At 66.4% G+C, this 25,020-nt stretch carries 24 protein-coding genes; 3 read left to right on the top strand and 21 right to left on the bottom strand.

Features of this window, described 5'->3' with window-relative positions:
• The first annotated feature begins 5 nt into the window (after positions 1 to 5).
• The 3 genes from ACZ5BT_RS03355 to ACZ5BT_RS03345 all read left to right on the top strand — a co-directional run bounded on the left by ACZ5BT_RS03355 (position 6) and on the right by ACZ5BT_RS03345 (position 2,433).
• Positions 6 to 602: a Rad52/Rad22 family DNA repair protein gene (locus ACZ5BT_RS03355; RefSeq protein ID WP_464885212.1), complete on the top strand. Its 597-nt coding sequence runs from the start codon at positions 6 to 8 to the stop codon at positions 600 to 602.
• Positions 599 to 1,438 carry a 16S rRNA (adenine(1518)-N(6)/adenine(1519)-N(6))-dimethyltransferase RsmA gene (rsmA, locus tag ACZ5BT_RS03350; protein ID WP_464885211.1) on the top strand — a complete coding sequence of 280 codons (840 nt, stop codon included), beginning with the start codon at positions 599 to 601 and terminating at the stop codon, positions 1,436 to 1,438. The genes ACZ5BT_RS03355 and rsmA overlap by 4 nt, the downstream gene beginning before the upstream one ends.
• A gap of 65 nt (positions 1,439 to 1,503) precedes the next feature.
• Complete coding sequence (locus ACZ5BT_RS03345) at positions 1,504 to 2,433, top strand: carbohydrate kinase family protein (RefSeq protein WP_464885210.1); 930 nt, start codon at positions 1,504 to 1,506, stop codon at positions 2,431 to 2,433.
• Between the two features lie 13 nt (positions 2,434 to 2,446).
• Here the strand turns inward: ACZ5BT_RS03345 and hisH are convergent, their stop codons facing one another.
• The 21 genes from hisH to ACZ5BT_RS03240 all read right to left on the bottom strand — a co-directional run bounded on the left by hisH (position 2,447) and on the right by ACZ5BT_RS03240 (position 24,991).
• Positions 2,447 to 3,070: an imidazole glycerol phosphate synthase subunit HisH gene (gene hisH / locus ACZ5BT_RS03340; RefSeq protein WP_464885209.1), complete on the bottom strand. Its 624-nt coding sequence runs from the start codon at positions 3,068 to 3,070 to the stop codon at positions 2,447 to 2,449.
• A 7-nt stretch (positions 3,071 to 3,077) separates the two neighbouring features.
• The gene (hisB, locus tag ACZ5BT_RS03335; RefSeq protein ID WP_464885208.1) at positions 3,078 to 3,662 is read right to left on the bottom strand and encodes an imidazoleglycerol-phosphate dehydratase HisB; all 585 of its coding nucleotides are present in this window, start codon (positions 3,660 to 3,662) and stop codon (positions 3,078 to 3,080) included.
• The gene (locus ACZ5BT_RS03330) at positions 3,649 to 4,719 is read right to left on the bottom strand and encodes a pyridoxal phosphate-dependent aminotransferase (protein WP_464885207.1); all 1,071 of its coding nucleotides are present in this window, start codon (positions 4,717 to 4,719) and stop codon (positions 3,649 to 3,651) included. The genes hisB and ACZ5BT_RS03330 overlap by 14 nt, the downstream gene beginning before the upstream one ends.
• Before the next feature lie 94 nt (positions 4,720 to 4,813).
• A complete protein-coding gene (gene lon, locus ACZ5BT_RS03325) occupies positions 4,814 to 7,231 on the bottom strand; it encodes an endopeptidase La (protein ID WP_464885206.1) in 2,418 nt (805 codons plus the stop codon).
• 144 nt (positions 7,232 to 7,375) lie between these two features.
• The gene (locus ACZ5BT_RS03320) at positions 7,376 to 8,299 is read right to left on the bottom strand and encodes a glycerophosphodiester phosphodiesterase (protein ID WP_464885205.1); all 924 of its coding nucleotides are present in this window, start codon (positions 8,297 to 8,299) and stop codon (positions 7,376 to 7,378) included.
• A gap of 14 nt (positions 8,300 to 8,313) precedes the next feature.
• Positions 8,314 to 9,744, bottom strand: coding sequence for an NAD-dependent succinate-semialdehyde dehydrogenase (locus tag ACZ5BT_RS03315; RefSeq protein WP_464885204.1), 1,431 nt, complete (start codon positions 9,742 to 9,744; stop codon positions 8,314 to 8,316).
• A gap of 2 nt (positions 9,745 to 9,746) precedes the next feature.
• The gene (locus ACZ5BT_RS03310; RefSeq protein WP_464885203.1) at positions 9,747 to 10,742 is read right to left on the bottom strand and encodes a glycoside hydrolase family 130 protein; all 996 of its coding nucleotides are present in this window, start codon (positions 10,740 to 10,742) and stop codon (positions 9,747 to 9,749) included.
• 15 nt (positions 10,743 to 10,757) lie between these two features.
• Complete coding sequence (locus ACZ5BT_RS03305; RefSeq protein ID WP_464885202.1) at positions 10,758 to 11,810, bottom strand: ABC transporter ATP-binding protein; 1,053 nt, start codon at positions 11,808 to 11,810, stop codon at positions 10,758 to 10,760.
• Positions 11,807 to 12,634 (bottom strand): carbohydrate ABC transporter permease, encoded by an 828-nt coding sequence (locus ACZ5BT_RS03300; protein WP_464885201.1) that lies wholly within the window; start codon positions 12,632 to 12,634, stop codon positions 11,807 to 11,809. Before ACZ5BT_RS03300 ends, ACZ5BT_RS03305 begins: the two co-directional genes overlap by 4 nt.
• Positions 12,634 to 13,527, bottom strand: a complete 894-nt coding sequence (locus ACZ5BT_RS03295) for a carbohydrate ABC transporter permease (RefSeq protein ID WP_464885200.1) — start codon at positions 13,525 to 13,527, stop codon at positions 12,634 to 12,636. The genes ACZ5BT_RS03300 and ACZ5BT_RS03295 overlap by 1 nt, the downstream gene beginning before the upstream one ends.
• 85 nt (positions 13,528 to 13,612) lie before the next feature.
• Entirely contained in the window at positions 13,613 to 14,953 is a 1,341-nt protein-coding gene (locus ACZ5BT_RS03290) for an ABC transporter substrate-binding protein (RefSeq protein WP_464885199.1), read from the bottom strand.
• Positions 14,950 to 15,768, bottom strand: a complete 819-nt coding sequence (locus tag ACZ5BT_RS03285; RefSeq protein ID WP_464885198.1) for a DeoR/GlpR family DNA-binding transcription regulator — start codon at positions 15,766 to 15,768, stop codon at positions 14,950 to 14,952. Before ACZ5BT_RS03285 ends, ACZ5BT_RS03290 begins: the two co-directional genes overlap by 4 nt.
• Entirely contained in the window at positions 15,758 to 16,576 is an 819-nt protein-coding gene (gene iolB / locus ACZ5BT_RS03280) for a 5-deoxy-glucuronate isomerase (protein WP_464885197.1), read from the bottom strand. The genes ACZ5BT_RS03285 and iolB overlap by 11 nt, the downstream gene beginning before the upstream one ends.
• Positions 16,573 to 17,577 carry an inositol 2-dehydrogenase gene (gene iolG / locus ACZ5BT_RS03275; protein ID WP_464885196.1) on the bottom strand — a complete coding sequence of 335 codons (1,005 nt, stop codon included), beginning with the start codon at positions 17,575 to 17,577 and terminating at the stop codon, positions 16,573 to 16,575. The genes iolB and iolG overlap by 4 nt, the downstream gene beginning before the upstream one ends.
• Positions 17,574 to 18,500 carry a transketolase family protein gene (locus ACZ5BT_RS03270; RefSeq protein WP_464885195.1) on the bottom strand — a complete coding sequence of 309 codons (927 nt, stop codon included), beginning with the start codon at positions 18,498 to 18,500 and terminating at the stop codon, positions 17,574 to 17,576. Before ACZ5BT_RS03270 ends, iolG begins: the two co-directional genes overlap by 4 nt.
• Complete coding sequence (locus ACZ5BT_RS03265; protein WP_464885194.1) at positions 18,497 to 19,372, bottom strand: transketolase; 876 nt, start codon at positions 19,370 to 19,372, stop codon at positions 18,497 to 18,499. Before ACZ5BT_RS03265 ends, ACZ5BT_RS03270 begins: the two co-directional genes overlap by 4 nt.
• The gene (locus tag ACZ5BT_RS03260; RefSeq protein WP_464885193.1) at positions 19,369 to 20,418 is read right to left on the bottom strand and encodes a tartrate dehydrogenase; all 1,050 of its coding nucleotides are present in this window, start codon (positions 20,416 to 20,418) and stop codon (positions 19,369 to 19,371) included. The genes ACZ5BT_RS03265 and ACZ5BT_RS03260 overlap by 4 nt, the downstream gene beginning before the upstream one ends.
• The gene (locus ACZ5BT_RS03255) at positions 20,408 to 21,295 is read right to left on the bottom strand and encodes a sugar phosphate isomerase/epimerase family protein (protein ID WP_464885192.1); all 888 of its coding nucleotides are present in this window, start codon (positions 21,293 to 21,295) and stop codon (positions 20,408 to 20,410) included. The genes ACZ5BT_RS03260 and ACZ5BT_RS03255 overlap by 11 nt, the downstream gene beginning before the upstream one ends.
• Positions 21,292 to 23,181 (bottom strand): 3D-(3,5/4)-trihydroxycyclohexane-1,2-dione acylhydrolase (decyclizing), encoded by a 1,890-nt coding sequence (iolD, locus tag ACZ5BT_RS03250; protein ID WP_464885191.1) that lies wholly within the window; start codon positions 23,179 to 23,181, stop codon positions 21,292 to 21,294. The genes ACZ5BT_RS03255 and iolD overlap by 4 nt, the downstream gene beginning before the upstream one ends.
• Positions 23,178 to 23,975 (bottom strand): ATP-binding cassette domain-containing protein, encoded by a 798-nt coding sequence (locus ACZ5BT_RS03245; RefSeq protein WP_464885190.1) that lies wholly within the window; start codon positions 23,973 to 23,975, stop codon positions 23,178 to 23,180. Before ACZ5BT_RS03245 ends, iolD begins: the two co-directional genes overlap by 4 nt.
• A complete protein-coding gene (locus ACZ5BT_RS03240) occupies positions 23,972 to 24,991 on the bottom strand; it encodes an ABC transporter permease (RefSeq protein WP_464885189.1) in 1,020 nt (339 codons plus the stop codon). Before ACZ5BT_RS03240 ends, ACZ5BT_RS03245 begins: the two co-directional genes overlap by 4 nt.
• Positions 24,992 to 25,020 lie beyond the last annotated feature (29 nt).

Genomic DNA, 25,020 nt, shown 5'->3' with positions numbered 1-25,020 from the left:
ACCCCGTGGATCCGAGCGTGTGGGAAGATCTGGCCGAGCCTTTTCCCGATGAGGATGTGCAGTGGCGGGTGGAAGCGGTGTCGCGCGACAAGCGGCGGGCGCTCATCGTGCCCTACGTCGACGCCCGGGCGGTGCTGGATCGCCTGGATGCGGTGGCCGGACCGGCCAACTGGCACGACGCTTACGAGGTCTTGCGGGTCAGCCCCGAACCGGCGCTGGTTAAGGCGCGGCTCACCGTCTTCGGCGTGACCAAGGAGGACGTTGGCGAGGGCGACACCCTGAAAGCCGCCTTCTCCGATGCCCTCAAACGGGCGGCGGTGAAGTTCGGCATCGGGCGGCACCTCTACCGGATGGAAAAGGTTTGGGTGGAGTATGACCCGGAGACCGGGCGCTTCACCCCGCCGGGAAAGGAGGGGCAGGCCGAGAAACGGGGGCCGAGGGAGCTCATCGACCGGCTCCTCGAACGGCTGCGCCGGGAGGGCAAGGGCAAGGAAGCGGCCCGCCTGGTCAGCAAGTACGGGGGATACGGCAAGACGCCCGAGGAGACCAAGCGGCTCTACGGCGAGTTGCGGGCGTTGCTCGAGCGGTCCCGGGGGTCATGAGTCAGGGCCAGGCCGACCCCCGAACGCTGCGAGGCCTAAAGGCGCTGCTTTCGCGGCAGGGCTTGAGGTTGAAAAAGGGGTTTGGGCAGCACTTCCTCGTCGACCCGAACCTCCTCGCGTTCATCGTTCGATCGGCCGGGGTCGGGCCCGGGGAGCGGGTGTACGAAGTGGGGCCCGGCGCCGGCGCCCTCACCCTCACCCTCGCCGAGGCGGGGGCAGACGTGGTGGCGGTGGAGAAGGATGTGCGACTCGCCCCCTTGCTCGATGCGGTCTTGCCCAAAGACCGGGTCGAAGTCGTGTTTGCCGATGCACTGGGCTTCCCCTGGGAAGAGGTGCCCGAGGGCAGCCTCTTCGTTTCCAACCTTCCTTACAACATCGCCACGCCTCTGCTCGTTCGGTTGCTGACCTCGAGGCGGTTTCGAAGGCTGGTGGTGATGGTTCAGCGCGAGGTGGCCCGGCGGATGATGGCCCGCCCCGGCGAGAAGGATTACGGAATTTTGTCGCTGCGGATCGCCCATCACGCGACGGTGGAAAAGCTCCGCGACGTGCCGCCGACCGTATTTTTCCCCCGCCCCGAGGTTACGTCCACCATCGTGCGGATCGAGCCCAAAGACGTTCCCGACGACCCCCCGCTCTTTCACCTGATCGAAGCTGCCTTCCGGGCTCGGCGCCGGACGCTGGTGAACAACCTCGAGGCCGCGGGCTACGACAAAACCCGGGTCCTCTCGGCCCTGGCCGCGCTGGGGCTCGATTCCAAGGTGCGGGGTGAGGCCCTTTCGCTCGCGCACTTCAAACGGTTGCGCTCGATCCTGGCTGGCGCCGAGGCTTCCCGATAGAACGCTCAATCGTTCCTCAGAAAACGCGTTATAGTGGGTTAAGCCAAAGGCAGGAGGCCGCGTAGATGCGCTTCTTTGTGATCGGTGATGTTTCAGTTGACCTGATTTACCTTGTGGACCGCTTGCCACAAGCGGGGGAGGAAGTGTCTGCGAAGCGGGCGCTCTACAAGCCCGGGGGTGCCGGGGCGACCCTGGCCGCGCAGCTGGCCAGCCTGGGTCACCGAAGTTTCCTCGCCTCGCGGGTGGGGACGGGGCCACTCAAGGAGGTGGCCCTCGAGGGTGTGAAGCGCGCCGGCGTGGACCTCAGGTACCTCCAGGAGGACCCCGAGCACGCGACGACCTCCATCTTGGTCTTCCTTTTCCCCGGCGGCGAGCGGAGCATGGTGGCGAGCATTGGCGCCAGCCGATACCTCGACGCCTCGCTTTTTAAGCCCAGGTTCCTGGACCAGACCGACGCTCTGGTGCTTTCGGCCTACGCGCTCGTGGGCGGACCACAAAAGGCCTATACCCTCAAGGCCATCACCGCGGCCAAGCGCCGCAACATTCCGGTCTTCATCGACCTCGGAACCGGCGCGGTGCGGCAGGTGGGGCCGATGCTGGTCAGCAGCCTGAAATCGGCCGACTATCTGCTCATGAACCGGACCGAGCTTCGGGAGCTGACCGAGCTGGACTCGATCAGCGGGGGCCTTGAGCGGCTGCGGCAGGAGGGCATCGAGCGGGTGGTGGTCAAGGTCGGTCCCATGGGAGCGATTGTGGCCACGCCGGATGAGGAAGCCCTGGTGGAGCCTTTCGAAGTCGACCAGGTGGTCGACACCACCGGCGCCGGCGACGCCTTTACCGCCGCGTTTGCCCACGCGGTGATGGAGGGGCGTTCGTTGGTCGAGGCGGCGCGGCTGGGCAACGTCGCCGGCGCCCTGGCCACCACCGAGGTCGGCGCCCAGGGCCGTCTGGTGCGGCGGGAGGACCTCGAGGACGCCCTCGCCGGCACCGGTTGAGCCCTCGCGCGTTTTATTCGCCCGCTTCGTCGCCGAGAAAGGCCTCGAAGTAGCGCCGGGTGCGTTCGAGGAAGGCGAGCCCGGCGCGGCTTGATTTTTCGGGGTGGAACTGGGGGGCGATCAGGTTGCCCTCTCGGAACACCGCGGTGAAGGTGGTGCCGTGGTAGCCGGTGACGCCTTCGGAGCCGGGAAGGCGCGGGGCGTAGTAGGAATGTACGAAGTAGAAGAAGCGGCCGTCGAGGTCGGCGAACGGAGAGCCGGGGGTGAAGGCTACCTGGTTCCAGCCCATATGGGGGACCTTGCCCGCCCGGAAGCGGCGGACGCTTCCCGGCAAGATCCCGAGCCCGGGCACCGCCGGGGCTTCCTCGGAAGCCTCAAAGAGCAGCTGCAGGCCGACGCAGATGCCCAAAAAGGGCTTTTTGGCCTCGAGGTGGCGTCGTACCGCCTCCTCAAAGCCCGAGCGTTTGAAGGCCGCCATCACCTGGCCGAAGTGGCCCTGCCCGGGCAGCACGAGCAGGTCCTTGTCAGCGGCCCGGTTGGGGTCGGCGGAGACTTCGACGTCGAACCCGCTGGTCTCGAGGGCCTTGGCCACGCTGCGCAGGTTGCCCGATCCGTAGTCGATGACCAGGGTCTTCATGGTGGGTTTAGATGAGTTCCTTGGTGCTCGGGAGGTCGTCGCGGGTCACCCGGGTCGCGCGATCGAGCGAGCGGGCCAGGGCCTTGAAGCTGGCCTCGATGACGTGGTGGGCCTCCTTGCCCTCGAGGATACGGAGGTGCAGGGTCAGGCGGCCGTGGTTGGCAAAACCGCGCAAGAATTCCCTGAGGTGAAAGATGTTCATGCCGCCGGGGGCGCCGAAGACCTCGAGGGCCTCGGGCCGAAAGCCCAGGTACGCCCGCCCCGAGAGATCGACGACCGCGTGCACCAGCGTTTCATCCATGGGCGCGAAGGCGTCGCCGTAGCGCTCGATTCCACCACGGCTCCCAAGCGCCCGGTCCAGGGCCATGCCGAGAGCGATGCCGACGTCTTCGACCAGGTGGTGGGCATCGACCTCGAGGTCGCCCCGGGCCTTGACCTGGAGCCAGAACCGGCCGTGGCGCTGCAGCTGGCGGAGCATGTGATCGAGGAAGGGCAGGCCGGTTTCGATCTCGCCCTGGGCCGGACCATCGAGGCCGAACTCGAGGCGGATCTCGGTTTCCTGGGTGAGGCGCTCGACGCTAGCCTTCCGCATCAACGCCCTCCCCAAGCTCGAAAGCCGCCTTTAAAAAGGCGTCATTTTCCACCGGGGTGCCGATGGTGACCCGGATGCAGCCCTCGAGGCCCGGCTGGTTGTCCATGCGCCGGACCAGGATGCCCCGGGCCAGGAGTCCTTTGAATGCGGCTTCGGCATCCGGGGTGCGGATGCAGAGGAAGTTGGTGTGGCTCTTGTAGGCCTTCCAGGAGGGATGGGTCTTGAGTTCGATGTAGACCCGCTCGCACTCGCGGCGGATCTTCTCGGCGGTTTCGGTGAGGTAGCCGGGGTTTTCCAGCACCACCTGGGCGGTGATCAGGGTGGGAGTGGGGACGCGGAAGGGAGGGAGGAGTTTGCGCACCTCCTTGGCCACCTCGGGGTGGGCGAGGAGGTAGCCGAGGCGAACCCCGGCCAGGCCCCAGGCTTTGGAGAACGTCCTGGAGATGACGACGTGGGGCATTTCCCGGGCTTCCCGTTTGAAATCCGCCGGGGCGAAGTGGTAGTAGGCCTCGTCGACCACCATCAGCCAGCCCCCCTTCCCGGCGGCTTCGGCGAGCGCGCGCACCGTTTCTGGGGACCAGAACCGGCCTGAGGGGGCGTGGGGGTTGGGGAAGAAGAAGACCCCCGCCTCCTCCGACGCGCTCAAATGGCGCTCGATCTCGGCCACGGGGAGCTCGAAGTCCTCGCCCAGGGGAATGCCTTCCCACGGGGTGCCGGTGATCCGGGCCGACCATTTGTAGAGGGAGAACGAGGGAACGACGTCCAGCACTTTCCGCGCCGCCAGGGCCAGCGCGGTCAGGAGCACGTTCGAGCCTCCGGCCACCACCACCCCCGAGGCCTCCCAGCCCTCGAAATCGGCGATGGCTTCGACCAGGCGCTCGGCGTTCATCTCGGGGTAGCGGTTGAGCGGGGTCTTTTGTAGCGCCTCGGCGATCTCGGCCTTGAGGGCTTCGGGAATGTCGTAGGGGCTCTCGTTCTGATCGAGCTTGATCGGTGCTTGGTGGTGGGTGTAGGGGTAGTCGGGAAGCTCGAGGACGTGCGGTTTGAAGGCCTTCACGATGAAGATTGTACCAAGTGGAAGCCCGGCGGTTCGGTATCCGGGCCCCTGCCGCGGCAGGGGCCCTCGAGGACAAACGGGGCGGAGGCGCGGCTTAGGCGTGGGCGACGGTTTCCGACTTCTTCGTGCGCCTGCGGCTTGGTTTCTTTTTCTCCCCCAGCGCCTGGAGGCCGCCTACCAGCGAGAGCTCGAGCACCTCGTCGAGGGTTTCGACGAAGTGGAAGGTCATGTTCTTCTTCAGGTGGCGGGGGATGTCGTCGAGGTCGGAGGCGTTGTTCTTGGGCAGGATGACCTCGGCGATGCCCGCGCGTTTCGCGCCCAGGACCTTCTCCCTCACGCCCCCGATGGGGAGAACGCGGCCGGTGAGGGTGATCTCGCCGGTCATGGCGATGTCGTGTCGCACCGGGGTCTCGGTCAGCGCGCTGACCAGGGCGCTGGTGATGGCCACGCCGGCTGATGGACCTTCCTTGGGGATGGCGCCGGCGGGGACGTGGATGTGGATGTCGGACTTCTCAAACCGCTCCAGGGGAATCCCGAAGCGATCGGCATTCTTCTTGGCGTAGGTGAGGGCCGCCCGTGCCGATTCCTTCATGACGTCGCCCAGCTGGCCGGTGAGGATGAGCTGGCCCTTCCCGGGCATGACGCTGACCTCGACGAACATGATGTCACCACCGACCGGGGTGTAGTACATGCCGGTGGCCACGCCCACCTGTGGCCCGCGGGCCTCGGTCTCGGGCAGATAGCGGGGCGGGCCCAGGTATTTTTCCAGGTCCTTTTCGGTAATGCGGACCCGCTTCTTTCCTTCCTCGAGGATCCGTCGTGCGGCTTTTCGGAGCAGGGCGCCGATTTCACGTTCGAGGTTCCTGACCCCGGCCTCGCGGGTGTAGTGGGTGATGAGCCGGCGCAGGGCGGCGTCGGTGATCACCACCTGGCGTTCGGAAAGTCCGTTTTCCGCCAGCTGTCGTGGCAGGAGGAAGCGCTTTGCGATCTGGAGCTTTTCGTCCTCGATGTAGGAGGAGAACTCGATCAACTCCATCCGGTCGAAGAGGGGGGCGGGGATGAGCTGGGGGAAGTTGGCGGTGGCGATGAACATGACCTCGGAGAGGTCGAAAGGCACCCCCAGGTAGTGGTCGACGAACTCTTTGTTCTGGGCCGGGTCGAGGACCTCAAGCAGCGCCGCCGAGGGATCGCCCTGGAAGCTGGCGCCGAGCTTGTCCACCTCGTCGAGCAGGAAGACGGGGTTTTTGGTGCCGGCCTGGCGCAGCCCCTGGATGATCCGCCCGGGCATGGCGCCGATGTAGGTGCGGCGGTGGCCCCGGATGTCGGACTCGTCGCGGGCACCGCCCAGCGAGATGCGGACGTACTTCCGGCCGAGCGCCCGGGCGATGGACTTGGCGATACTGGTCTTGCCCACCCCGGGCGGGCCCACGAAGAGCAGGATCGGCCCCTTGTTGACCTCTTCCTTGGGGATTTCGCCCTTTTCAGCCCGCTCGGCTTTCAGCTTGCGGACGGCGAGGTATTCCAGCACCCGGTCTTTGACCTTCTCCAGACCGTAGTGATCGGCGTCGAGGATCTCCTTGGCCCGGTGGATGTCGAGGTTGTCTTCGGTGCGCTCGTTCCAGGGAAGATTGGTGATCCAGTCGAGGTAGGTGCGGATCACCGCGGCTTCGGCCGAGTCGGGGTGCATCCGGGCCAGGCGCCCGAGCTCGCGTTCGGCTTCTTTCTTGACCACCTCGGGGAGGCCCAGCGCCTCGATCTTCCTGCGCAGCTCCTCGACCTCTTCCTCGCCTTCCTCGCCGTGGAGCTCGCGCTGGATGGCCTTCATCTGCTCGCGCAGGAAGTACTCGCGCTGGTTTTTGTCGATCTCTTCCTTGACCTGCTGCTGGATGCGGCGCTGAGTCTCGATGAGTTCGAGCTCGGCGTCGAGCAGCACCAGGATGCGCTTCAGGCGCTCGGCCACCGAGGGCAGCTCGAGGATCTGCTGCTTGTCTTCCAGCTTGAAGTCCATGTGGAAGGCGATGTAGTCGGCGAGCTGGACCGGGTCCTCGAGGTTTTGGATGAACTGGGCGACGTCGGGCGAGACGTACTTGCCCTCCTTGAGCAGCTGGGCGAAACGGGCCTTGACCTCGCGGTAGAGGGCCTTGATCTCGATCTCCGGGCCCAGCACCTCCTTTAAGGGCTCGACCGAGGCCTCGAGGTAATCCCCGTGGACTTCGTAGCTCACCGCCCGGGCCCGAGCGTAGCACTGGACCAGAACCTGGACCGTGCCGTCGGGGTTTTTACGCATGCGCAGGATGTTGCACACGGTCCCGGTCTGGAAGAGATCCTCGGGCGCGGGGTCTTCGACGGTCTTATCCTTTTGCGCCACGATGAAAATGACCCGGTCGCGCCCGAGCGCTTCGTCGATGGCGCGGACGCTGATGGACCGGCCGGCGTCGATGGGCATGACCATGGTGGGGTAGATCACCGAGCCCCGGACCGGCACGACCGGGAGTTTGTCTGGAATGTTCATCGGGTCCCTCCTTTCGTTTTCTCGGCGTGGGTGCATGCTCTCCATGACTTTAGTGCACCTTTATCAATTTTAATGTATCCAAAGCTTGAATTCTAGGGCCGCCTGCGGAGGCGGCCTGCGAGGTCCGGGTTTTTCCGTTCCCGGTCAGGTCGAGGTGGTTTCGAAGAGCTCGGCCAGCTTGAGCGGGGTGTTGGTGGTGATCTGATCGACACCGGCCCGGAGCAGGCGCAAGAGCTTCTCTCTGGCCGCGGGTTCGTCGGCGTCGAGCGTCCACACGTCGACCGTAACGCCGGGGCGTATGCGGTGGAGGTGCTCGACGGGGTTATAGCCGTCCTCGAGGGCCTGCAGCACGAAGTCCTTGCGCAGGTAGAACTCCACCGCCCGGGGCACCAAGCCGGAGATGGCCTCGATGCGGTCGGCGAGGTAGTCGGGGGTGGGCAGGACGCGGCGGTAGCCGAGCGGGTGGTCGTCGAGGTAGCCGTAGGCATTCACCCGGATGGGCAGCCGCAGGAATTCGCCCACCGGGGCGTCGAGGTGAAAGGCGATGTCGAACCCGAGCGGCAGCTCGGGGGCGACGCGGGCCAGCATGCGCAGGTTCCAATCGGCCAGGCAGCCGACCACCACCTCGAGGTTGTCCTTTTCCAGAAGGGGGCGGAGGCTTTCGTGGAGCCAGGCGGCCTCGTCCCGGCCGAGGGGGACCGTTTCTTTGAGGTCCACCTGGACCTTTAACGGTCCGTCGAACTCGCTCAGGACGCCCACCACTTCCGAGAGCGTCGCCACCCGCTCGGCGCTGCCCCTGAGGTGCAGGCGCTTGATCTCGGTGTGGGTGGCGAGACGTACCGGCCCCACGCCGGTGGTCTCGCGCTCGAGGTGGGTGTCGTGGACCAGCACGTAGACCCCGTCCAGGGTGAGCCCGACGTCGAACTCGATGGCCTGGGCGCCGCCCTCGAGGACCTCGGCCAGCGCCGAGAGGGCGTTTGGGGGGTGGTGGCCGTTGCCGGTTTGGAAACGGTGGTACTTGAGGCGAACCGAGCGGTCCTTGTAGTGGAGGTGGCTGGGCAGTTTCATGGGTTTCTCCCGGGTCACGCAATCACCACTGAAACATACTTGATCTCCAAAAACGCCTCCAAGCCCCACTTTCCGCCCTCGCGCCCGAGGCCGGAAAGCTTCATCCCGCCAAATGGGGCGACGGGGGTCGAAGGAAGCCCGTCGTTGACCCCGACGATGCCGAATTCGAGGCCCTCGGCCATCCGCCAGGCCCGGCCGAGGTCGCGCGTCCAGACGTAGGCGGCGAGGCCGTAGGGCGAGGCGTTGGCCATGGCCAGGGCCTCTGACTCGCGTTCAAAGGGCAGGATCGGGGCCACGGGGCCGAAGGTCTCCTCTTGGAGGATCTTCGCCGAAAGGGGGACGCCAGCCAAGACCGCGGGCTCGACGAAGGTCCCCCGCCGCTTGCCGCCGCGAACCAGCCGCGCGCCCCTGGCCAGGGCGTCGCTGAGGTGGGCCTCGACCTTGGCCGCCGCCCCTTCGTTGACCAGGGGCCCGATCTCCGTGGCCTCGTCGAGGGGATCGCCGACTCTGAGACGCCCCACCGCCTCGGCGAACGCCTCGGCGAAGCGGTCGTGGATCGAGCGCTGCACGTAGATGCGGTTTGCCGCCACGCAGGACTGGCCGCCGTTTCGGAACTTGGCGGTGATCGCCGCCGCCACCGCCTTTTCCAAATCCGCGTCTTCGAAGACCACAAAGGGGGCGTGGCCGCCGAGCTCGAGGGCGATCCGCTTCATGGTCATGGCCGCCTGGGCATAGAGCTTCTGGCCCACCGCGGTGCTGCCGGTGAAGGTGAGCTTGCGAATGCGCGGGTCCTCGAGGAAGACCCGGCTGACCCCCACCGGATCGGTGGTGGGGAGCACCTGCAGGGTGGCGGGTGGACCCCCGGCCTCTTGCCAGAGCCGCGCCAGGTAGAGGGCGGTGAGCGGCGATTCCTCGGCCGGTTTGAGGGTGACCGTGCAGCCGGCGGCGAGGGCGGGGGCGGCTTTTCGCGTGACCATGGCCGCGGGGAAGTTCCACGGCGTGATGGCGTAGACGGGGCCGATGGGGGCTTTGATGACCATAAGCCGCTTTGCCGGGTCGGGGCTTGGGATCGTGGTGCCATAAATACGCTTGGCCTCCTCCGCGTACCACTCGACGAAGCCGGCGGCGTAGACGACCTCCTTGCGGCCTTCCCGGATCGGTTTGCCCATTTCGAGGGCCATGATCCAGGCCAGGGGTTCGGTGTGTTCGAGGATCAGCTCGTACCAGCGCCGGAGCACGGCCCCCCGGGCGGCGGGGGTTTGTTTTCGCCATTGGGCGTCGGCCTGGATCTGGGCCTCGAGGGCCTTTCGAGCCGTATCGGCGTCGACGTCGGCGACCTCGGCCAGCGGCGCGCCGGTGTCGGGGCGCCGCAGGGTGAAGGTTTTGGGCGCTCGGGTCCAGCGCCCGTCGATGAAGGCTTCTTTGGGCGTGCTTTCGGGCAGCATGTCTACTCCCTGACTCCGTCTTCCCTGAGGGCGGCGAGCAGGTCCTCGAGGCTCGCCACCGCCCGGGCGATCCTTTTGTCCGCGGCCCCGTAATAAACCCAAAGCCGGCCGTCTTTGCACACCGCGCCGGTGGGGAAAACCACGTTTGGGATATCCCCTGAACGTTCGTATTCGACTTCCGGCGCCAGGATGGGGTACGGCAGCCGGGCGAGCACCCGGGAGGGGTCCTCGAGGGCAAGGAGCGCCGCCCCAGCGCGGTAGACTCGTGCGCGGTCGACCCCGTGGTAGAGAAGGAGCCAGCCTTCCTTGGTCGGGATCGGTGGCGGACCGGCGCCGACCTTGGCTGCTTCCCATTCGAAGCGGGGCTGCAAGATGGTGTGCTGCTCGGGGGCCCGGGTGTGACGGCGCCAGAAGTCGGGGTCGGGTTGGATGAGGGCCTGGAGGGAGGGCAGACGGGCGAGCTGAATGCTGGGCGGGATGCGGTGGAGCAAGGCCACCTGGCCCTGGATGAGGGTGGGGAAGACCACGGCGTCCTTGTCATTGGTTTCGGGGACGATGACGCCGACTTTTTCAAAGCGCAAAAGGTCACGGCTCAAGGCCAGGGCCACGCGGTCGCCCTGGCCGGAAAACGCCGGCTTTGAGAGCGCGGTGTAGGTCATGAGCCAAAGGGGGCCGTCTTCGGTCTCGATCTTGCTGAGGCGCGGATCCTCGACCCCGAAGCGGTCGTCCTCTGCGTCCGGCTCGAGCACTGGGGTCGGGTCGATGGAAAAGCGAATGCCATCGTCGCTGGTGGCGTGTCCGATGCGCGAGACGTAGTTGCGATAGCCGCGCTTTTCCGGCCACGGGGTATACCCCGGGGCGACGGCGCGAAAGAAGAGGTGGAGCTTTCCCCGCCCGTCCAGAACCGCGGCGGGATTAAAAACCGCCCCGCGAGCCCACGGTGGTGCCGCCTCAGGCGAAAGTACCGGATGCTCCGGGGCGCGTTGGAGTCTGAACATGGCTTTTCCGCGTCCCTAAGGGCCGACCCGGGTCCCCGTCCGGTCGAAGAAGTGGAGTTTTTCCGCCGGCAGGTGGAGGTGGACCTGCTGGTCGGGGGCGGGCTTGGCCTCCGCCGGCACCAGAACCTGCAGGCGAACGCCACCGCTTTCGACCATGACCAGCGCCTCCCGCCCCAGCGGCTCGACCACCAGCACCGTGGCCGGCGTCCCTTCGGCCCGCAGCTCGATGTCTTCGGGTCGGATGCCGAGCCAGCCCTGGCCCTGGGGATGGGGCCCCTCGAGCCCCTGCCGAAACCCGCCGGCCTCGAAGGCCCGTTCCTTGAACACGCCTTCGATCAGGTTCATCGGCGGGGCGCCAACGAAGCTCGCGACGAAGGTGTTCTTCGGTCTCGTGTAGAGCTCGTCGGGGGTGGCGAACTGCTGGAGCTCGCCGGTGCTGAAGACCGCCACCCGATCGGCCATGGCCAGCGCCTCGGCCTGGTCGTGGGTGACGAGGATCGCGGTTACGCCGAGGTCCCGTTGCAGCCTCCGGATCTCGGCCCGGGCGGAGAGGCGGATCTGGGCGTCGAGGTTCGAGAGCGGCTCATCCAGCAGCAAGAGCTGAGGTTCCTTGACCAGTGCCCGCGCCAGGGCGGCCCGTTGTTGCTGACCCCCAGAAACCTGGGCCGGTCGGCGGTCGAGGATGTGGCCGATCCCGAGGAGATCGGCGGTGGACTGGACCCGCGATTTGACCTCGGCGTCGGGGACTTTTTTCAGCCTGAGAGGGAAGGCGATGTTTTCGAAGAGGGTGAGGTGAGGGTATAGAGCATAGGACTGGAACACCATGCCCACGTCGCGATCTTTAGGGTGCAGGTGGTCGACGCGGCGCTCGCCGAAGTGGATCTCGCCGGTGGTGGGCCGGTAGATCCCGGCGATGAGCAAAAGGGTGGTGGTCTTGCCACACCCCGAGGGTCCGAGAAAGGCCACCAGTTCGCCGGCCTGGACCTCGAGGTCTAAGTCTTTGAGCGCCCAAACCTTGCCGAAGCGCTTGGAGAGTCCCCTGAGGGTGACGTCGGTGCCTTTGATCATCCCTTTACGCCTCCAGAGTAAATGTTGAGGAGATACTTCTGGCCGAGGAGGAAGAAAACGAACACCGGCAGGGCGTAAAAGAGCCCCACCGCGGCCATCATGCCGTAGTCGACGAAGGACTCACGCAAAAAGCTTTGCAAGTAAAGCGCCAGCGTCCAGCTCTTGCCCGAGACGATGAGGGTGTAGGGCAGGATGAACTCGCCCCAGGCCGAGAGCAGCGCAAACGTACCCAGGGCCAGGATGCCGGGGCGCACCAGCGGAAGGGCGACCTTGCGGAAAACCGTCCAGCGCGAGGCCCCGTCGACCAGCGCGGCCATCTCCATTTCCCAGGAGAGGTTGTCGAAAAAGCCTTTCATCAGCCAGATCCCGAGCGGGATCTCGAGCGAGGCCTTGACCAGGATCACCCCGAAGAGGGTGTCGAAGAGCCCGAGGAGGCGCAGGATGTAGTAGATCGCGATCAGCAGGCTGACGGCGGGGAAGGCGTGGAGGACGAGGATCATGCCCAGATACAGCCGCCGCCCGGGAAAGTTCATGCGGCTGATGGCATACGCGGCCATCGAGGCCACCAAAACCTCGATAAGTGCCACGGTGGCGGCGAAGAGGATCGAGTTCAAGAGCGCCACCCAGATCGGTGGGCGGCCGTTGATCGACCCCTCCCAGAGGAAGCGCCAGTTGCCGAAATTGATGTTGCCCACCGGAATCAACCCGTGCACCTGGTTGAAGAGCGCGGTGAGCAAAAGCCACAGCGTACCCACGCCGATGGGGAGGGTGATGAGGCCGAGGAGGATGAGGATGAGCCGCCAGGAAGGTGGTCGGATCGGCATCAGTTCACCTCCACTTTGGGCTCGACGACCAGGTTTTGGAAGTTGAAGATCTTGAGGTAAAAGAGCGAGACCAGAATGCCGATGAGCACCAAAACCGCGGCCATCGCCGCGCCGAGCCCGAACTCGACGTTGCCGAAGTAGTTGGAAAGCGCCAGGTGGTAGGCCCTGAGCGACCAGACCTCGGTGGTGTAAAAGCCAGGCCCGCCGTCGGTAAGGAGCAGGATGTATTCGAAGGAGGTGAGGAGGGAGAGGGTCTGGTAGGCGGTGACGAAGAGGATGGGCCAGGAGAGCAGGGGCAGGATCACCCGGCGCACGGTCTGCCAGGTGGTGGCGCCGTCAACCGCGGCGGCGTAGAAGAGTTCTCGGGAGATGGCCCGGATCGCCGAGGTGAAGATGAGCATACCGAAGCTCGCGCCCACCATGCCGTTGGCCAGGATGACGACGCTCCAGGGGGCGGCGGCGATCCAGTTCTTGGAAACGCCGAGCAGGTCGCTCACCAGGCCCATGGGCGCCTGGGTCAGCAGGCCCTGCCAGATGAACACGTAGACCACCGGGGGGAGGATTCGCGGCAGGAGCCAGAGGGCGCGGAACTGGTCGCCGATCTGGCTGGGCACCAGGCTCGTGAGCAAGGCCAGCACCAGCCCCATGCCGACGTTAAAGAGGAGGGTGAGGGCGACGTACTTTCCGGTGTTGGCCAGGATCTTTTTTAAAAAAGGATCCGCGAGCAGATCGCGATAGTTGCCAAGGCCCACCCAGCTTGGCTTGCTCAAGGTGGTGGTCGAGATGTCGGTGAACGACAGCAGCAGCGTGGCGACCACGGGGACCATAAAAAAGAGCACGATCAGTACGGTGGCAGGCGTCAGGAAAAAGGCCGGTATGGCGTACCTTCGCACGTGTCACCCCGTTTCCTTTTTTGCCCCACCCGCCCGGGCGGGTGGGGCCGACGTCGCGCCTGGGCCCGGGCCCTTGCTCTTTGGCTTAGCGGACGATCAGCTCGTCCTTAAGCGCGCGCTTCATCTCGGCCGCCACGACCTCAACCGCCTGATCGGGCGAGAGCCCGCCGGACTCGACCGCCGAGACCCCGCGGTAGAAGGCCTCCTGCCACTTGGGAAGGTCGGCGTGGAGCGGCTGGAAGGTGGTGTAGTTGAGGAGCGCGCTCACCTCGCGGGTGAAGCGGTCGTCGATGATGCTCGGCGTGCTCTTCAAGACCGGGAGGTGTCCCGAACCCACGGCGTGTCGGGCGTCGAGGTCGGGCGCGGTGACGAAGGCCAGGATGCGGGCGGCGATCTCCTTATTCTTCGAGCCAGACCAGATCATGTAGGCCTGCGGGCTGGACAGGGTGACCGGCTTGCCGCCCTTTTTGTAGCTGGGCTGGGGTGCAAAGCCGACGTTGGCCCACAGCCAGTCCTGGCCGCCCTTATCCTTCAGCCACTGCTGGGTCCACTCGGCCCAGTTCCAGGTGCCGCCGGACCAGAAGAGCACCTTGCCGTCGGTGATGTTTTGGTGCCAGTTGCGCCAGTTGCCATCGAGCATGTCGGCGCGGAGCACCCCGGCGTCGACGGCTTTTTTCAGCCAGCTGTAGTAGCGCTTGGCCGCGGCCTTTTCAAAGACGAGCTTGCCGCTTTGGCTGTCGTAGATCGTGCCGCCGAAAGCGCGGTACCACTCGATGAAGTCCGACCCGTTCTTGGGGCGGTGCCAGTAGCCGTAGCCCTTTTGCACCACGCCTTTGGCCACGGCCTCCTTGGCCACCGCCAGCAGGTCGTCCCAGGTGAACTCCCCGGCCTCGATCTTCTTGGGAAGGTCGCGGATTTGGCTTTCGCTCCAGCCGAGTTTTTTGAGCAGGCTCTTGTTGAAGTAGAGGGGGCGGGCCTCGGTGTCTTGCGGGATGCCGAAGACTTGACCCTTAAAGGTCACCGCGTTCCAAAGCGTGGGGATGACCTCGAGCTGGAAGACGGGGTAGCGGTTAACGTACTCGTCGAGGGGCGCGATGAAGCCCGCGGTGGCCCACACGCCGATGAGCGGTGCCGCCGAGGCCTGGACGATGTCGGGGGCCTGGCCGGACTGGAAGGCGAGCAGGACGCGCCGCAGGTAGTTGTCCCAGTCGGTGGTGTCGAAACTGGCCTCGAGTTTGACGCGGTAGTCGGCGTTTTCCTTTTCCAAAACCGCGTTTAAGCGGTTGACCGCCTCCTCGAGGTTGGTCATGCGCGTGATCGAGGGGTCGTCGGGACCAACCGTCCAAGCCTTGATGACGATGGTCTTTTGTGCCAGAGACAGGCCAAAAACCGCCAGCAGTGCCACGAAAAGCCGCAATCCTCTCATACCTTCTCCTCCCTTTCCCTTCTTCCACTGTGCCTCGGGGTCTTCAGGGGAAGGTCAGCGACCATCGCCTGGAGACCCCGTTCGGCCAAGCTTGAAAGAAAGCTTTCGGGCGCACTGGCGTCGGTGATGAGAAGATCGACCTCATTCAGTTTAGCAAATCTGGCCAGTGTCGCCCGGTCCAGCTTGCTGCCGTCGGCGAGGACGAAACGGGCCTTCGCCGAGCGCAGCATGGCTTGTTTGGTCTGGGCTTCGGTGGGGTTGGGGGTGGTGTAGCCCTTTTCCAAGGAAACGCCGGTCGCCCCGAGGAAGGCCTTGTCGGCCTGGAAGGCCTCGAGGGCAGCGACCGCCGTCGGTCCGATGAGGGCGCCGGAGTGGTGGCGGACCGTGCCCCCGGTGAGCAGGATCTCGAACGGTTCCCCAGAGAGCTCGAGGGCGATGGGGATAGAGTTGGTGATGACGAAGAGCCGCCGGAACCGCCCTTTGAGCGCCTTGGCCAGGGCCAGGGTGGTGGTGCCGGCGTCGAGGATGATGGCGTCGTTCTCGACGATCTGGGCCAGAGCGGCGAGCGCGATGGCCTCCTTGGCCTCGACGTTTTGGTGGCGCTTTTCCTCGAACGAGGGGTTGAAGAGCGAGCGCGGCAGGTAGACCGCACCGCCGTAGACGCGTTGCAAAAGCCCCTGGGCCTCGAGGGCGGTCAGGTCCTTGCGGATGGTGACCTCGCTGACCCCGAAGGCCTTGGCCAGGGTCTCGACCCGAACCGAGCCCTGGCGCTCGAGCAGCGCGAGGATTCGTCCCCGGCGTTCCTCAGTCCTCAACGCGGCCTCCAATCGGCAACTGGATGGGCCGGCCGGACCAGTCGTCACGCATCCAGGCCCATTCGGGATCGTCGACCACCGCGGTGGTACGCTCGTCGCCGGCCAGGAAATTGAGGTAGTAGACGTTCGAACCGGGGGCCGCGGCCACCGGGTGGTAGCCCTGGGGCACCAGGACCGCTTCCCCGTCGCGCACCAGCACCACCTCGTCGATGTGCTCGTTGTAGATACGCTGGATGGCCCATCCCGCTTCGGGCTGGAAGCGGTAGTAGTAGACCTCCTCGAGGTAGGGCGAGTCCAGGCCGCCGTCGTGGCGGTGGGGCGGCCAGGAGGACCAGTTGCCGCTCGGGGTGTAGACCTCAAAGAGCAAGAGCCGCTCCGCGGGCAGGGGCGGGGCCAGGATGTGGCTGATCTGCCGGGTTGCGTTGGCGCCGCCGCGAATCTCCACCGGGATCTCGGCCGGTTCAATGATGCGCGGGGGCAGCTTTCCCTCGGCCGGGGCGCTGCCCACGGCGAAGTCGAAGGCGTCCTTTGCCCGAACGTGGACCCTGACCCCGGGCGGGGCGTAGACGACCCGGGGGAGCTCGGAGAAGACGCTGTTGCGCGCGAGCGTTTCGGTGATTCCGTCGAGCTCGATTTCGGCTTGGCCGGCGATCGGCACCAGCGCGATTTCGCGATCGGGTTCGTGAATTTCAAATGTGTCGTCCGGGTAGAGCGTGATCGCCTTGAAGGTCAGGTAGCGCCAGCCGGCGTTTTTGGGCGTGACCTCGATGGAAACGGGACCGGGTCCTGGGGTGCGTAAGAGTGTCATCGAATCTCCTCCAGTTTCACGGGACGGTTTTCCTTGAGGCTTCGGGTCGCGGCCAGGGCGATGACGAGGCTTTCCAGCGCGTCTTTGGGGCCGGGTGAGGGCGGGCGGCCGGCAAGGACTGAGCGCACGAAGGCCTGGAGTTCGGCCCGGTAGGCGGTCTCGAAGCGATCCATGAAGAAGTCGTAGTGATCGGCGCTTACCCCGCTTTCCTGGAACGCCCAGGTGGGGGTCTTGGGCACCGCGTCGACGACGACCTTGCCTTTTTCGCCGAAGACTTCGGTTCGGATGTCGTAACCGTAGCTCGCTCGGCGGCTGTTCTCGACGACCCCCTGGGCCCCCGAAGTGAACTTGAGGACGGTCAGGGCGGTGTCCACGTCACCGATCTCGCCGATTTTGGGGTCGACGCGCACCGCTCCAAAAGCGACCACCTCCTCCACCTCGCCGACCAGAAACCGGGCCAGGTCGAAGTCGTGGATGGCCATGTCGAGGAAAAGCCCCCCGCTGCCCTCGAGGTAGGCGATGGGCGGCGGCGCGGGGTCGCGGCCCACGGCCCGGAACTGATCGACCTGGCCCACCGCTCCGGCCTCGATGAGCGCTTTGGCGCGAAGGTAGCCGGGGTCGTAGCGGCGCTGGAAGCCGATTTGGAAGGGAACCCCGCTTGCCTCGACCACCTCGAGGGCCCGCCGGGTGGTCTCGAGCGTCAAGGCCACCGGTTTTTCCGAGAAGACCGCTTTTTTCGCTCCGGCCGCAGCCTCGATCAACTCGGCGTGGGTGGCGGTGGGGGTGACGATGACCACCGCTTCGACGGCGGGATCGGCGATGGCCTCCTGGGCGTCGGCATAGGCCCGCTCGGCTTTGGCGTAGGCCTTGGCCTTTTCGCGAGCGTCGGGGCGGGGGTCGGCCACGGCCACCACCCGGGCCTCGGGAATTCCGGCCAGGGCTTTGGCGTGTTCAAGTCCCATGCGCCCCGCGCCGAGCAGGGCGACGCCGAGCTGTTTCATGATTCCACCTCCTTGCGAACGCGTTCGGCGATCCTTTGCGCTGAGAGCCCGTAGCGGTCGAGGAGCCAGTCGTTGGGGGCGCTCTCGCCCCAGCGGTCCTCGATGCCGATGCGAACGACCCGTTTGGGGTCCGCGGCCGAGAGCACCTCGCTCACAAGTCCCCCCAGGCCGCCGTAGATCGAGTGTTCTTCGGCGGTGACCACGAGCGGGTAGGGACGGAGCTTTTCCAAAAGCTCGTCCTCATCGAGAGGCTTGAGCGAGCCCAGGTGGAAAACCCCGGCCTCGATGCCTCCTTCGGCGAGTCGCTTTGCCGCCCCGAGCAGCCGGGTGCTCTGGGGACCGGTGCCCACCAGGGCCACCTCGCGGCCCTGCCTTAGCTCGAGCACCCGCCCCACTTCGAAGCGGTGGGTGGCCTCGAGGACCACCGGGCTGGGGTCGCGGGTGAGCCGAAAGTAAACCGGACCTTCGTATTCAGTCGCCCAGTGCATCATGGCCCGGGTCTCTACCGCGTCGATGGGGGCGAGCACCACCATATCGGGCATGGCGCGCATGATCGCCAGGTCCTCGACGTCCTGGTGGGTTTTTCCAGTGTAGCCGGTGAGGAGCCCGGAGTAGGCAGCCCCGATCTTGACGTTGGCGCGGGTCTGGGCCACGAGCATCCGCAAGGGATCGAGGGCGCGGTGGGTGAAGAAGACGGTGAACGAGGAGAGCCAGGGGATGAAGCCGGTGTGGGCGAGCCCGGCCGCCACCCCCAGCATGTTCTGCTCGGCGATTCCCATCTCGAGGAACCGATCGGGAAAGGCGGCCTCGAACTGGTCGGCTTTGGTGGAGTTCGCGAGGTCGCCGTCGAGGACGAGGAGGCGCGGGTATTTTTCCCCCAGCTCGACCAGGGTTTCGCCGAAGGCTTCGCGCAGCGCTTTCATCGCGGCACCTCCGATTCGTCAAGGCCGAGGGCCTCGAGGGCCCTTTGCAAGTCCTCGCTGCTCGGGACTTTCGAGTGCCAGGCGTACTTGCCCTCGGTGAAGGGAAGGCCCTTCCCCTTCACCGTGTGGGCGATGATGGCGGTGGGCCTTTGTGCCGGCGCCGCTTTGCGGGCGATCTCGCAGGCGCCGAGAATTTGTTCGAAGTCGTGGCCGTCGATCTCGAGGACCCGCCAGCCGAAGGCCTCGAAGATCCGGGCCGGGGGAAGGGCGTCCCAGGGGTCCCTCCGGTCGCCCCGCCCCTCGCCCCGCCATCCGTACTGCTGCAACCCGTTGAAGTCGAGGATCGCGGTGAGGTTATCGAGCCGGTAGCGGCTGGCCACATGCGCGGCTTCCCAGACCATGCCCTCCTGGATCTCGCCGTCGCCGAGCAAGACCCAGGTGTGGAAGTCTTTCTTCGCCAGTTTGGCCCCGAGGGCATACCCCACGCCCGCCGAGAGCCCCTGGCCGAGCGACCCGCTGGAGATGTCGAGCCCCGGCAGCCGGGTCATGTCGGGGTGGCCCTGGAGCCTTGAATTCCCCTTGTCGAAGGTGGCGAGTTCGGAGACCGGGAAATATCCGCGCAGGGCCATGACGGTGTAAAGCCCCACCGCGGCGTGGCCTTTCGAAAGGATGAAGCGGTCGCGTTCGTCCCAGTCGGGTCTTTCGGGGTCGATGCGCATGACCTTGAAGAAGAGGCTGATGAGGATTTCAACCGCCGAAAGCGGCCCGCCCACGTGGCCGGCCCCGCTTTGGTGTACGGTTTTCAGGATCAGATAGCGGGTGATCTTGGCCAGCCTTTCGAGCTCGGTTCGGTCGTCGGATTCCAGGATCACGCTGTCACCTCCAGCTTGGCGAGCACGGCGTCGGTGACCTCGCGGGTGGTGGCCGTGCCCCCGAGGTCGGGGGTGAGGACCCGTCCCTCGGCGGTGACGGCTTCCACCGCGGCCATGAGCGCCCTGGCGGCCTCGGCCTCGCCGAGGAACTCGAGCATCAAGGCTCCGGCCCAGAAGGTCGCCAGAGGGTTGGCGATGCCCTGGCCCGCGATGTCGGGCGCCGAGCCGTGAACCGGTTCGAACATCGAGGGGAAGCGCCGCTCGGGGTTGAGGTTGGCGCTGGCGGGAAGGCCGAGGCTGCCCTGCAGCGCCCCGGCGAGGTCGGTCAGGAGGTCCCCGAGGAGGTTGGTGGCGACGATGACGTCGAAGCGGGTGGGGTCCTTGATCATGGCGGCGGCCAGGGCATCGGCGTGCATCCGGGTCACGGTGACGTCGGGGAACGCCTGGGCGATCTCCATCGCCACCTCGTCCCAAAAGACGAGGGCGTGTTGCAGCGCGTTGGATTTGGTGGCCACGGTGAGATGCCCCCTTCGCGCCCGGGCTCGTTCGAAGGCATAGCGCATCACCCGTTCGGTGCCTTTGCGGGTGAAGATCGCCGTTTGCACCGCGACTTCATCCCGTACCCGCCCCCCAGCACCGGCGTATTCGCCCTCGGAGTTCTCACGGATCACCTCGAAGTCGAAGGGGGGATCCCCTTTGAGCGGCGTGGGTAGGCCGCGCAGAGCGCGCGCGGGCCTCAGGTTGACGTACTGATCGAAGCGCTGGCGGATGGGGATCAAGAGGCCCCGCAGGGTGATGTGGTCGGGCACCTGCCCGGGATCGCCCACCGCGCCGAGGTAGATCGCGTCGTGCTCGGCGAGGCGGGCAAAGCCCTCCTCGGGAATCATCACCCCGTGGGCCAGGTAATACGCCGACCCGTAGGGATACTCGGTGAAGGCGACCTCGAAGCCGAAGCGCCTGGCCAGGGCTTCGATCACCCGCACGCCCTCGGGGATGACCTCCTGGCCAATGCCATCGCCGGGGATAAGCGCGATGCTATGCGCCATTGCTGACCTCCTCGAGGAGCGATTGCAGCCAGAGCCGGTTTTCGCGGGCGGTTTGGGTGGGGTCGGTGGGGGTGGTGTCTTGCTCGATCACCACCCAGCCCTCAAAGCCCGCGGCCTTGAGCTGGCGGATTGATTCCCGGAGCGGAACCATGCCCCGGCCCAGGGGGGCGAAGATGTAGTGCTTCAGCGCTTCGTCAAACCCCCAGCCCCGGGCCTTGGCCTGCCCCAGGACCCCGGGGTCGACATCCTTCAGATGCAGGTAGCGCACGCGGCTTGCGTAACGCTTGAGCAGGGCCAGAAGATCGCCGCCACCGTAGACCAGGTGGCCGGTGTCGAGGCACCAGCCCACGAGATGGGGGTCGGTTTCCTCGAGCAGGCGGACGATCTCGGGGCCGGTTTCCACGTAGGTGCCGACGTGGTTGTGGAAGACGAGCTCGGTGTCCATGGCCTTGAGTTTTTCGCCGAGCGCGTTGAGTCCGGCGGTGAGGCTTTTCCAGCCCGCCTCGGAGAGGAAGTGCTCCGGTCCGGCATGACCGGCGACGGCGCGCCGGGTGTCGTCGCCGGCGTCGGCGACCACCAGGTGCCGGGCGCCGAGGGACCGGAGGAAGGCAGCCTTTTCCAGGGCGCGGGCGATCTCGGCCTCGCGTTTTTGGGGGTTCCGGAGCTCAAGGCCCACGAACGCCCCCACCATCGCCAGGCCACGCCCGGTGAGGTCGCGCTTTAAGCGTTCGACGTCTTCGGGGAGGCTTCTGGACCACTCGGTGGCGGTGTAGCCGGCCTGTTTGATCTCGTCGAGGATCTGGGGGTAGGGCACCCAGGGCCGGTAGAGCGGCACGTCTTCGTTGTTCCAGTTGATGGGTGAGGTGGCGATCTTCATCTTGCCTCCGTGGGTGGGAAAACGCGGCGCTGCTTCCTCTGCCGGGCCTCGTATTCGGCCCTGGCCCGCCGCACGCTTTCGAAAGCGCTCTCCTGGGGGACGGGAACGTCCCACCAGCCTTCGAAGTTCGGGACGCGCTCTTCGGGGTCGACGATGGCCTCGATGAGGGTCACCTGCCGGCTGGTTTTGGCCGCCTCGAGGGCGGCCTCGAGCGAGGCCGCGTCGCGCACTTTGAAGGCCTTGGCGCCCAAGGCCCTGGCGTGGGCGGCGAAGTCGACCGCCACCACTTCGCCGTCGAGCAGTCCGGTTTCTGGGTTGCGCTTGCGGAGCTCGTTGCCAAAGGAGGGGCTGCCGACCGAGCGCTGGAGCCCGTGGATCGACTGGAAGCCGAAGTTGTTGACCAGGAGGATGGTGAAGGGGATGCCCTCGGCCACGGCGGTGACGATCTCCGAGTTCATCATGAGGTAGCTGCCGTCGCCGACCATCACCAGCACGTCGCGCTCGGGCTCGGCCATCTTGACCCCGAGCCCGGCGGCGATCTCGTAGCCCATGGTCGAGTAGCCGTACTCCAGGTGGTAGCCGAGGGGGTCTTCGGTGCGCCAGAGCTTGAGGAGGTCGCCAGGCAGGCTCCCCGCGGCGGCGACGACCGTGGCTTTGGGGCCGAAGACGCGGTTGGCGATGCCGATGACCTGGGCCTGGCTCAGGCGTTCCCCGCCCGGCGCGGTCAGGCGCTCCACCTCGGCGTCCCAAAGCGCTTTGAGCTTTTGCACCTCGCGGCGGTACTCGGGCCCGGTGCCGGGGTAGTCTTGGGCCTCGAGGGCTGCCTTGAGCGCGAGCAGGGCCTCGCGGGCGTCGGCCACGATGGCGAGCCCCGAGAGCTTCGTCGCGTCGAAGGGGGCCACGTTGATGCCGATCACCTTGAGATCCGGGTTTTCAAAGGCGGTCTTGGAAGCGGTGGCGAAGTCGCCGAGCCGGGTCCCCACCGCGATGATCAGGTCGGCGGTTTTGGCCAGACGGTTGGCGGCGAGCCCGCCGTTGGCGCCAACCGGCCCGACGTTCATCGGGTGGTTCCAGGGCAGGGCGCCCTTGCCGGCCTGGGTTTCAGCGACCGGGATGCCAAAGGCCTCGGCGAAGGCCTTGAGGGCGGCCTCGGCCTCGGCGTAGCGCGTGCCCCCGCCGGTGACGATGAGGGGGCGTTTGGCCCGCCGGATGAGCGCCGCCGCCGACCCGATCCGCGCCGCTTCGGGGGGCGGCCGGCGCAGGTGCCAGACCCGGGGCAGGAAAAACGCCTGGGGCCAGTCGTAGGCCTCGGCCTGCACGTCTTCGGGCAGGGCCAGCGTCACCGCCCCGGTCTCGACGGGGTCGGTGAGCACCCGCATGGCCTCGGGGAGGGCGGCGAGCAGTTGCTCGGGGCGGCTGATGCGGTCGAAGAAGCGGCTCACCGCGCGGAAGGCGTCGTTGACGCTGGCGTCGTGCGAGATCGGGTGCTCGAGTTGCTGCAAAACGGGGTCGGGGATGCGGTTTGCGAAGTAATCGGAGGGAAGGAGCAACACCGGCAGCCGGTTGACGGTCGCCGTTGCCGCCCCGGTGAGCATGTTGGTCGCGCCCGGTCCGATCGAGGTGGTGACCGCCTGGACCCGGAGCCGCCGGTGGTGCTTGGCGTAGGCCACGGCCGCGTGTACCGCAGCCTGCTCGTTTTGGGGCCGCAGGTAGCGGAGGCGCTGGGGCGCCTCGGCCAGGGCGATCCCGAGCCCCGCCACCTGGCCGTGGCCGAAGATGCCCCAGACGTCCTCGAGGAGTCGGGTGGTGTGTCCGTCACGCTCAACGTATTGCGCTGCCAGGAATCGGACCAGCGCCTGTGCCACCGTGAGTCGTTCGCTGTTCATGGGTTCCTCCCTTGGTTGCGGGCGATTTCCTCGAGCTCGACCTCGAGGCTGGCCAGCTCCTCGCCGCCAGCCATCATTTGCAGGACTTCCTCCCGGCTCGTTTCCTCCTTTCGGAAGGTGCCGTAGCTTTGCCCTCGGTTCAGCAGGGTGAACACGTCGCCGACGGCCCAGGCGTGGTGCACGTTGTGGGTAATGAAGACCACGCCGACGCCCCTTCGTTTGGCCTCGATCACGTAGCGGAGGACGACCGCCGCCTCCTTGACGCCGAGGGCGCTCGTGGGCTCGTCGAGGATCAGGACCCTGGCCCCGAAGTGGACGGCCCGGGCGATGGCCACCGATTGGCGCTCGCCGCCGGAGAGGGTGCCGACCGCCTGGTGCACGTCGCGGACGTCGATGCCGATCTTTTTGAGTTCCTCGGTGGCGATTTTTTCGGCGGTGGTGAGGTCGAAGCGACGAAAAGGCCCGAAACCCACCGTGGGTTCGCGTCCGAGGAAGAAATTCCGCACGATGCTCATGAGGGGGATCATGGCCAGGTCCTGGTAGACGGTGGCGATGCCGAGGTCCATGGCCTGACGCGGGCTTTCGAAGCGGACCGGGCGGCCTTCGACGAAGAGCTCGCCCTCGTCAGGCGGGAACACGCCGGAGAGGATCTTGATGAGGGTGCTCTTTCCGGCACCGTTGTCGCCGAGGAGACAGTGCACCTCGCCGGCGTGGACTTTCAGCGAGATGTCTTTGAGCGCCACCACCGGCCCGAAGTACTTGCTGATGTTTTTGGCCTCGATGAGCGGCGTCATTTCGGAGCCTCCAGGGCCTTTTTCCTCAGGAGGTCGTTCAGGAGCACCGCGGCGAGGAGCAGGCTGCCCAAGAAGACCTTGAACCAGTCGGTGTTGATGCCGGTGAAGAAGATGCCCTGTTTGACCATCCCGAGCAGCAGCGCGCCGAGACTGCCCCCGATCACCGAGCCGTAGCCCCCGGTGAGGAGGTTGCCCCCGATGACCGCGGCGGCGATGGCCTCGAGCTCCTTGAGTTCACCCCGCAATACATCGGCGCTGCCGGTGTCGAGGACCTGAATGACCGCGAGCAGTGCCGCGCTCATCGCGGTGGCCATGAAGAGGATGATCTTCACGCGGGCCACCGGGACGCCCACCGCGTGGGAGGCCCTGGCGTCGCCGCCAACGCCGAAGATCCAGTTGCCAAAGGGCGTTTTGGTCAGGATGAAGCTGGCGAGCAGGGTGATGAGGATCCACCACCAGACCGAGATCGGGATTCCCAGGGGGTCGCCGGAGAAAATCCCCGCCAGGGGATCCCCTTGGGCGTAGCTGTGGAGGCCGGAGACCCGGGTCCGGCTGGTGATCATGCGCGTGAAGCCAAGCGTGGCGCCCCGGAGGATGAAGAGCGAGGCCAGGGTCACGATGAACGAGGGGAGTCCCGTGCGCATGACCAGGTAGCCGTTGGCATAACCGACGAGCGCGGCCAGGACGAAGGCGAGGAGAATCCCAGCCCACATCGGCCATCCCCATATGGCAACCGGGATGGCCATCGCCATCCCGGCGGCGCCGATCATCGAGCCCACCGACAGATCGAACTCTCCGGCGATCATGAGCAGGCTGACCGATGCGGCCAGGAGACCGAGCTGGGCGGCGACCTCGAGGTAGTTGAGGGTGCCGCGAGCGCTTAAAAACCCCCGGTCACCGGCCACCACCGCGAAAAAGGCGAAGACCAGGATCACCCCGGCCAGGGAGCCGAATTCGGGGCGGGCCATCAGGGCGCGCACCGGGCTGACTTTCCGCAGGCGGGTGTCGTGTTCCATGAGCGTTTCGAGGTGGGAAGCGGGGCGGG

The organism is Vulcanithermus mediatlanticus (assembly GCF_055385885.1).
The sequence above is the reverse complement of the archived record's forward strand: the minus strand, read 5'-3'. Positions and strand labels throughout refer to the sequence as shown.

What these genes read in the sequence shown, in the direction of transcription:
- ACZ5BT_RS03345 (WP_464885210.1), top strand. Translation starts at nt 1,504, where the DNA reads ATGCGCTTCTTTGTGATCGGTGATGTTTCAGTTGACCTGATTTACCTT.
- rsmA (WP_464885211.1), top strand. Translation starts at nt 599, where the DNA reads ATGAGTCAGGGCCAGGCCGACCCCCGAACGCTGCGAGGCCTAAAGGCG.
- ACZ5BT_RS03260 (WP_464885193.1), bottom strand. Translation starts at nt 20,418, where the DNA reads ATGGCGCATAGCATCGCGCTTATCCCCGGCGATGGCATTGGCCAGGAG.
- hisH (WP_464885209.1), bottom strand. Translation starts at nt 3,070, where the DNA reads ATGAAGACCCTGGTCATCGACTACGGATCGGGCAACCTGCGCAGCGTG.
- iolG (WP_464885196.1), bottom strand. Translation starts at nt 17,577, where the DNA reads ATGAAACAGCTCGGCGTCGCCCTGCTCGGCGCGGGGCGCATGGGACTT.
- ACZ5BT_RS03255 (WP_464885192.1), bottom strand. Translation starts at nt 21,295, where the DNA reads ATGAAGATCGCCACCTCACCCATCAACTGGAACAACGAAGACGTGCCG.
- lon (WP_464885206.1), bottom strand. Translation starts at nt 7,231, where the DNA reads ATGAACATTCCAGACAAACTCCCGGTCGTGCCGGTCCGGGGCTCGGTG.
- ACZ5BT_RS03305 (WP_464885202.1), bottom strand. Translation starts at nt 11,810, where the DNA reads ATGATCAAAGGCACCGACGTCACCCTCAGGGGACTCTCCAAGCGCTTC.
- ACZ5BT_RS03270 (WP_464885195.1), bottom strand. Translation starts at nt 18,500, where the DNA reads ATGAAAGCGCTGCGCGAAGCCTTCGGCGAAACCCTGGTCGAGCTGGGG.
- ACZ5BT_RS03290 (WP_464885199.1), bottom strand. Translation starts at nt 14,953, where the DNA reads ATGAGAGGATTGCGGCTTTTCGTGGCACTGCTGGCGGTTTTTGGCCTG.
- ACZ5BT_RS03310 (WP_464885203.1), bottom strand. Translation starts at nt 10,742, where the DNA reads ATGTTCAGACTCCAACGCGCCCCGGAGCATCCGGTACTTTCGCCTGAG.
- ACZ5BT_RS03300 (WP_464885201.1), bottom strand. Translation starts at nt 12,634, where the DNA reads ATGCCGATCCGACCACCTTCCTGGCGGCTCATCCTCATCCTCCTCGGC.
- ACZ5BT_RS03240 (WP_464885189.1), bottom strand. Translation starts at nt 24,991, where the DNA reads ATGGAACACGACACCCGCCTGCGGAAAGTCAGCCCGGTGCGCGCCCTG.
- hisB (WP_464885208.1), bottom strand. Translation starts at nt 3,662, where the DNA reads ATGCGGAAGGCTAGCGTCGAGCGCCTCACCCAGGAAACCGAGATCCGC.
- iolB (WP_464885197.1), bottom strand. Translation starts at nt 16,576, where the DNA reads ATGACACTCTTACGCACCCCAGGACCCGGTCCCGTTTCCATCGAGGTC.
- ACZ5BT_RS03320 (WP_464885205.1), bottom strand. Translation starts at nt 8,299, where the DNA reads ATGAAACTGCCCAGCCACCTCCACTACAAGGACCGCTCGGTTCGCCTC.
- ACZ5BT_RS03315 (WP_464885204.1), bottom strand. Translation starts at nt 9,744, where the DNA reads ATGCTGCCCGAAAGCACGCCCAAAGAAGCCTTCATCGACGGGCGCTGG.
- iolD (WP_464885191.1), bottom strand. Translation starts at nt 23,181, where the DNA reads ATGAACAGCGAACGACTCACGGTGGCACAGGCGCTGGTCCGATTCCTG.
- ACZ5BT_RS03245 (WP_464885190.1), bottom strand. Translation starts at nt 23,975, where the DNA reads ATGACGCCGCTCATCGAGGCCAAAAACATCAGCAAGTACTTCGGGCCG.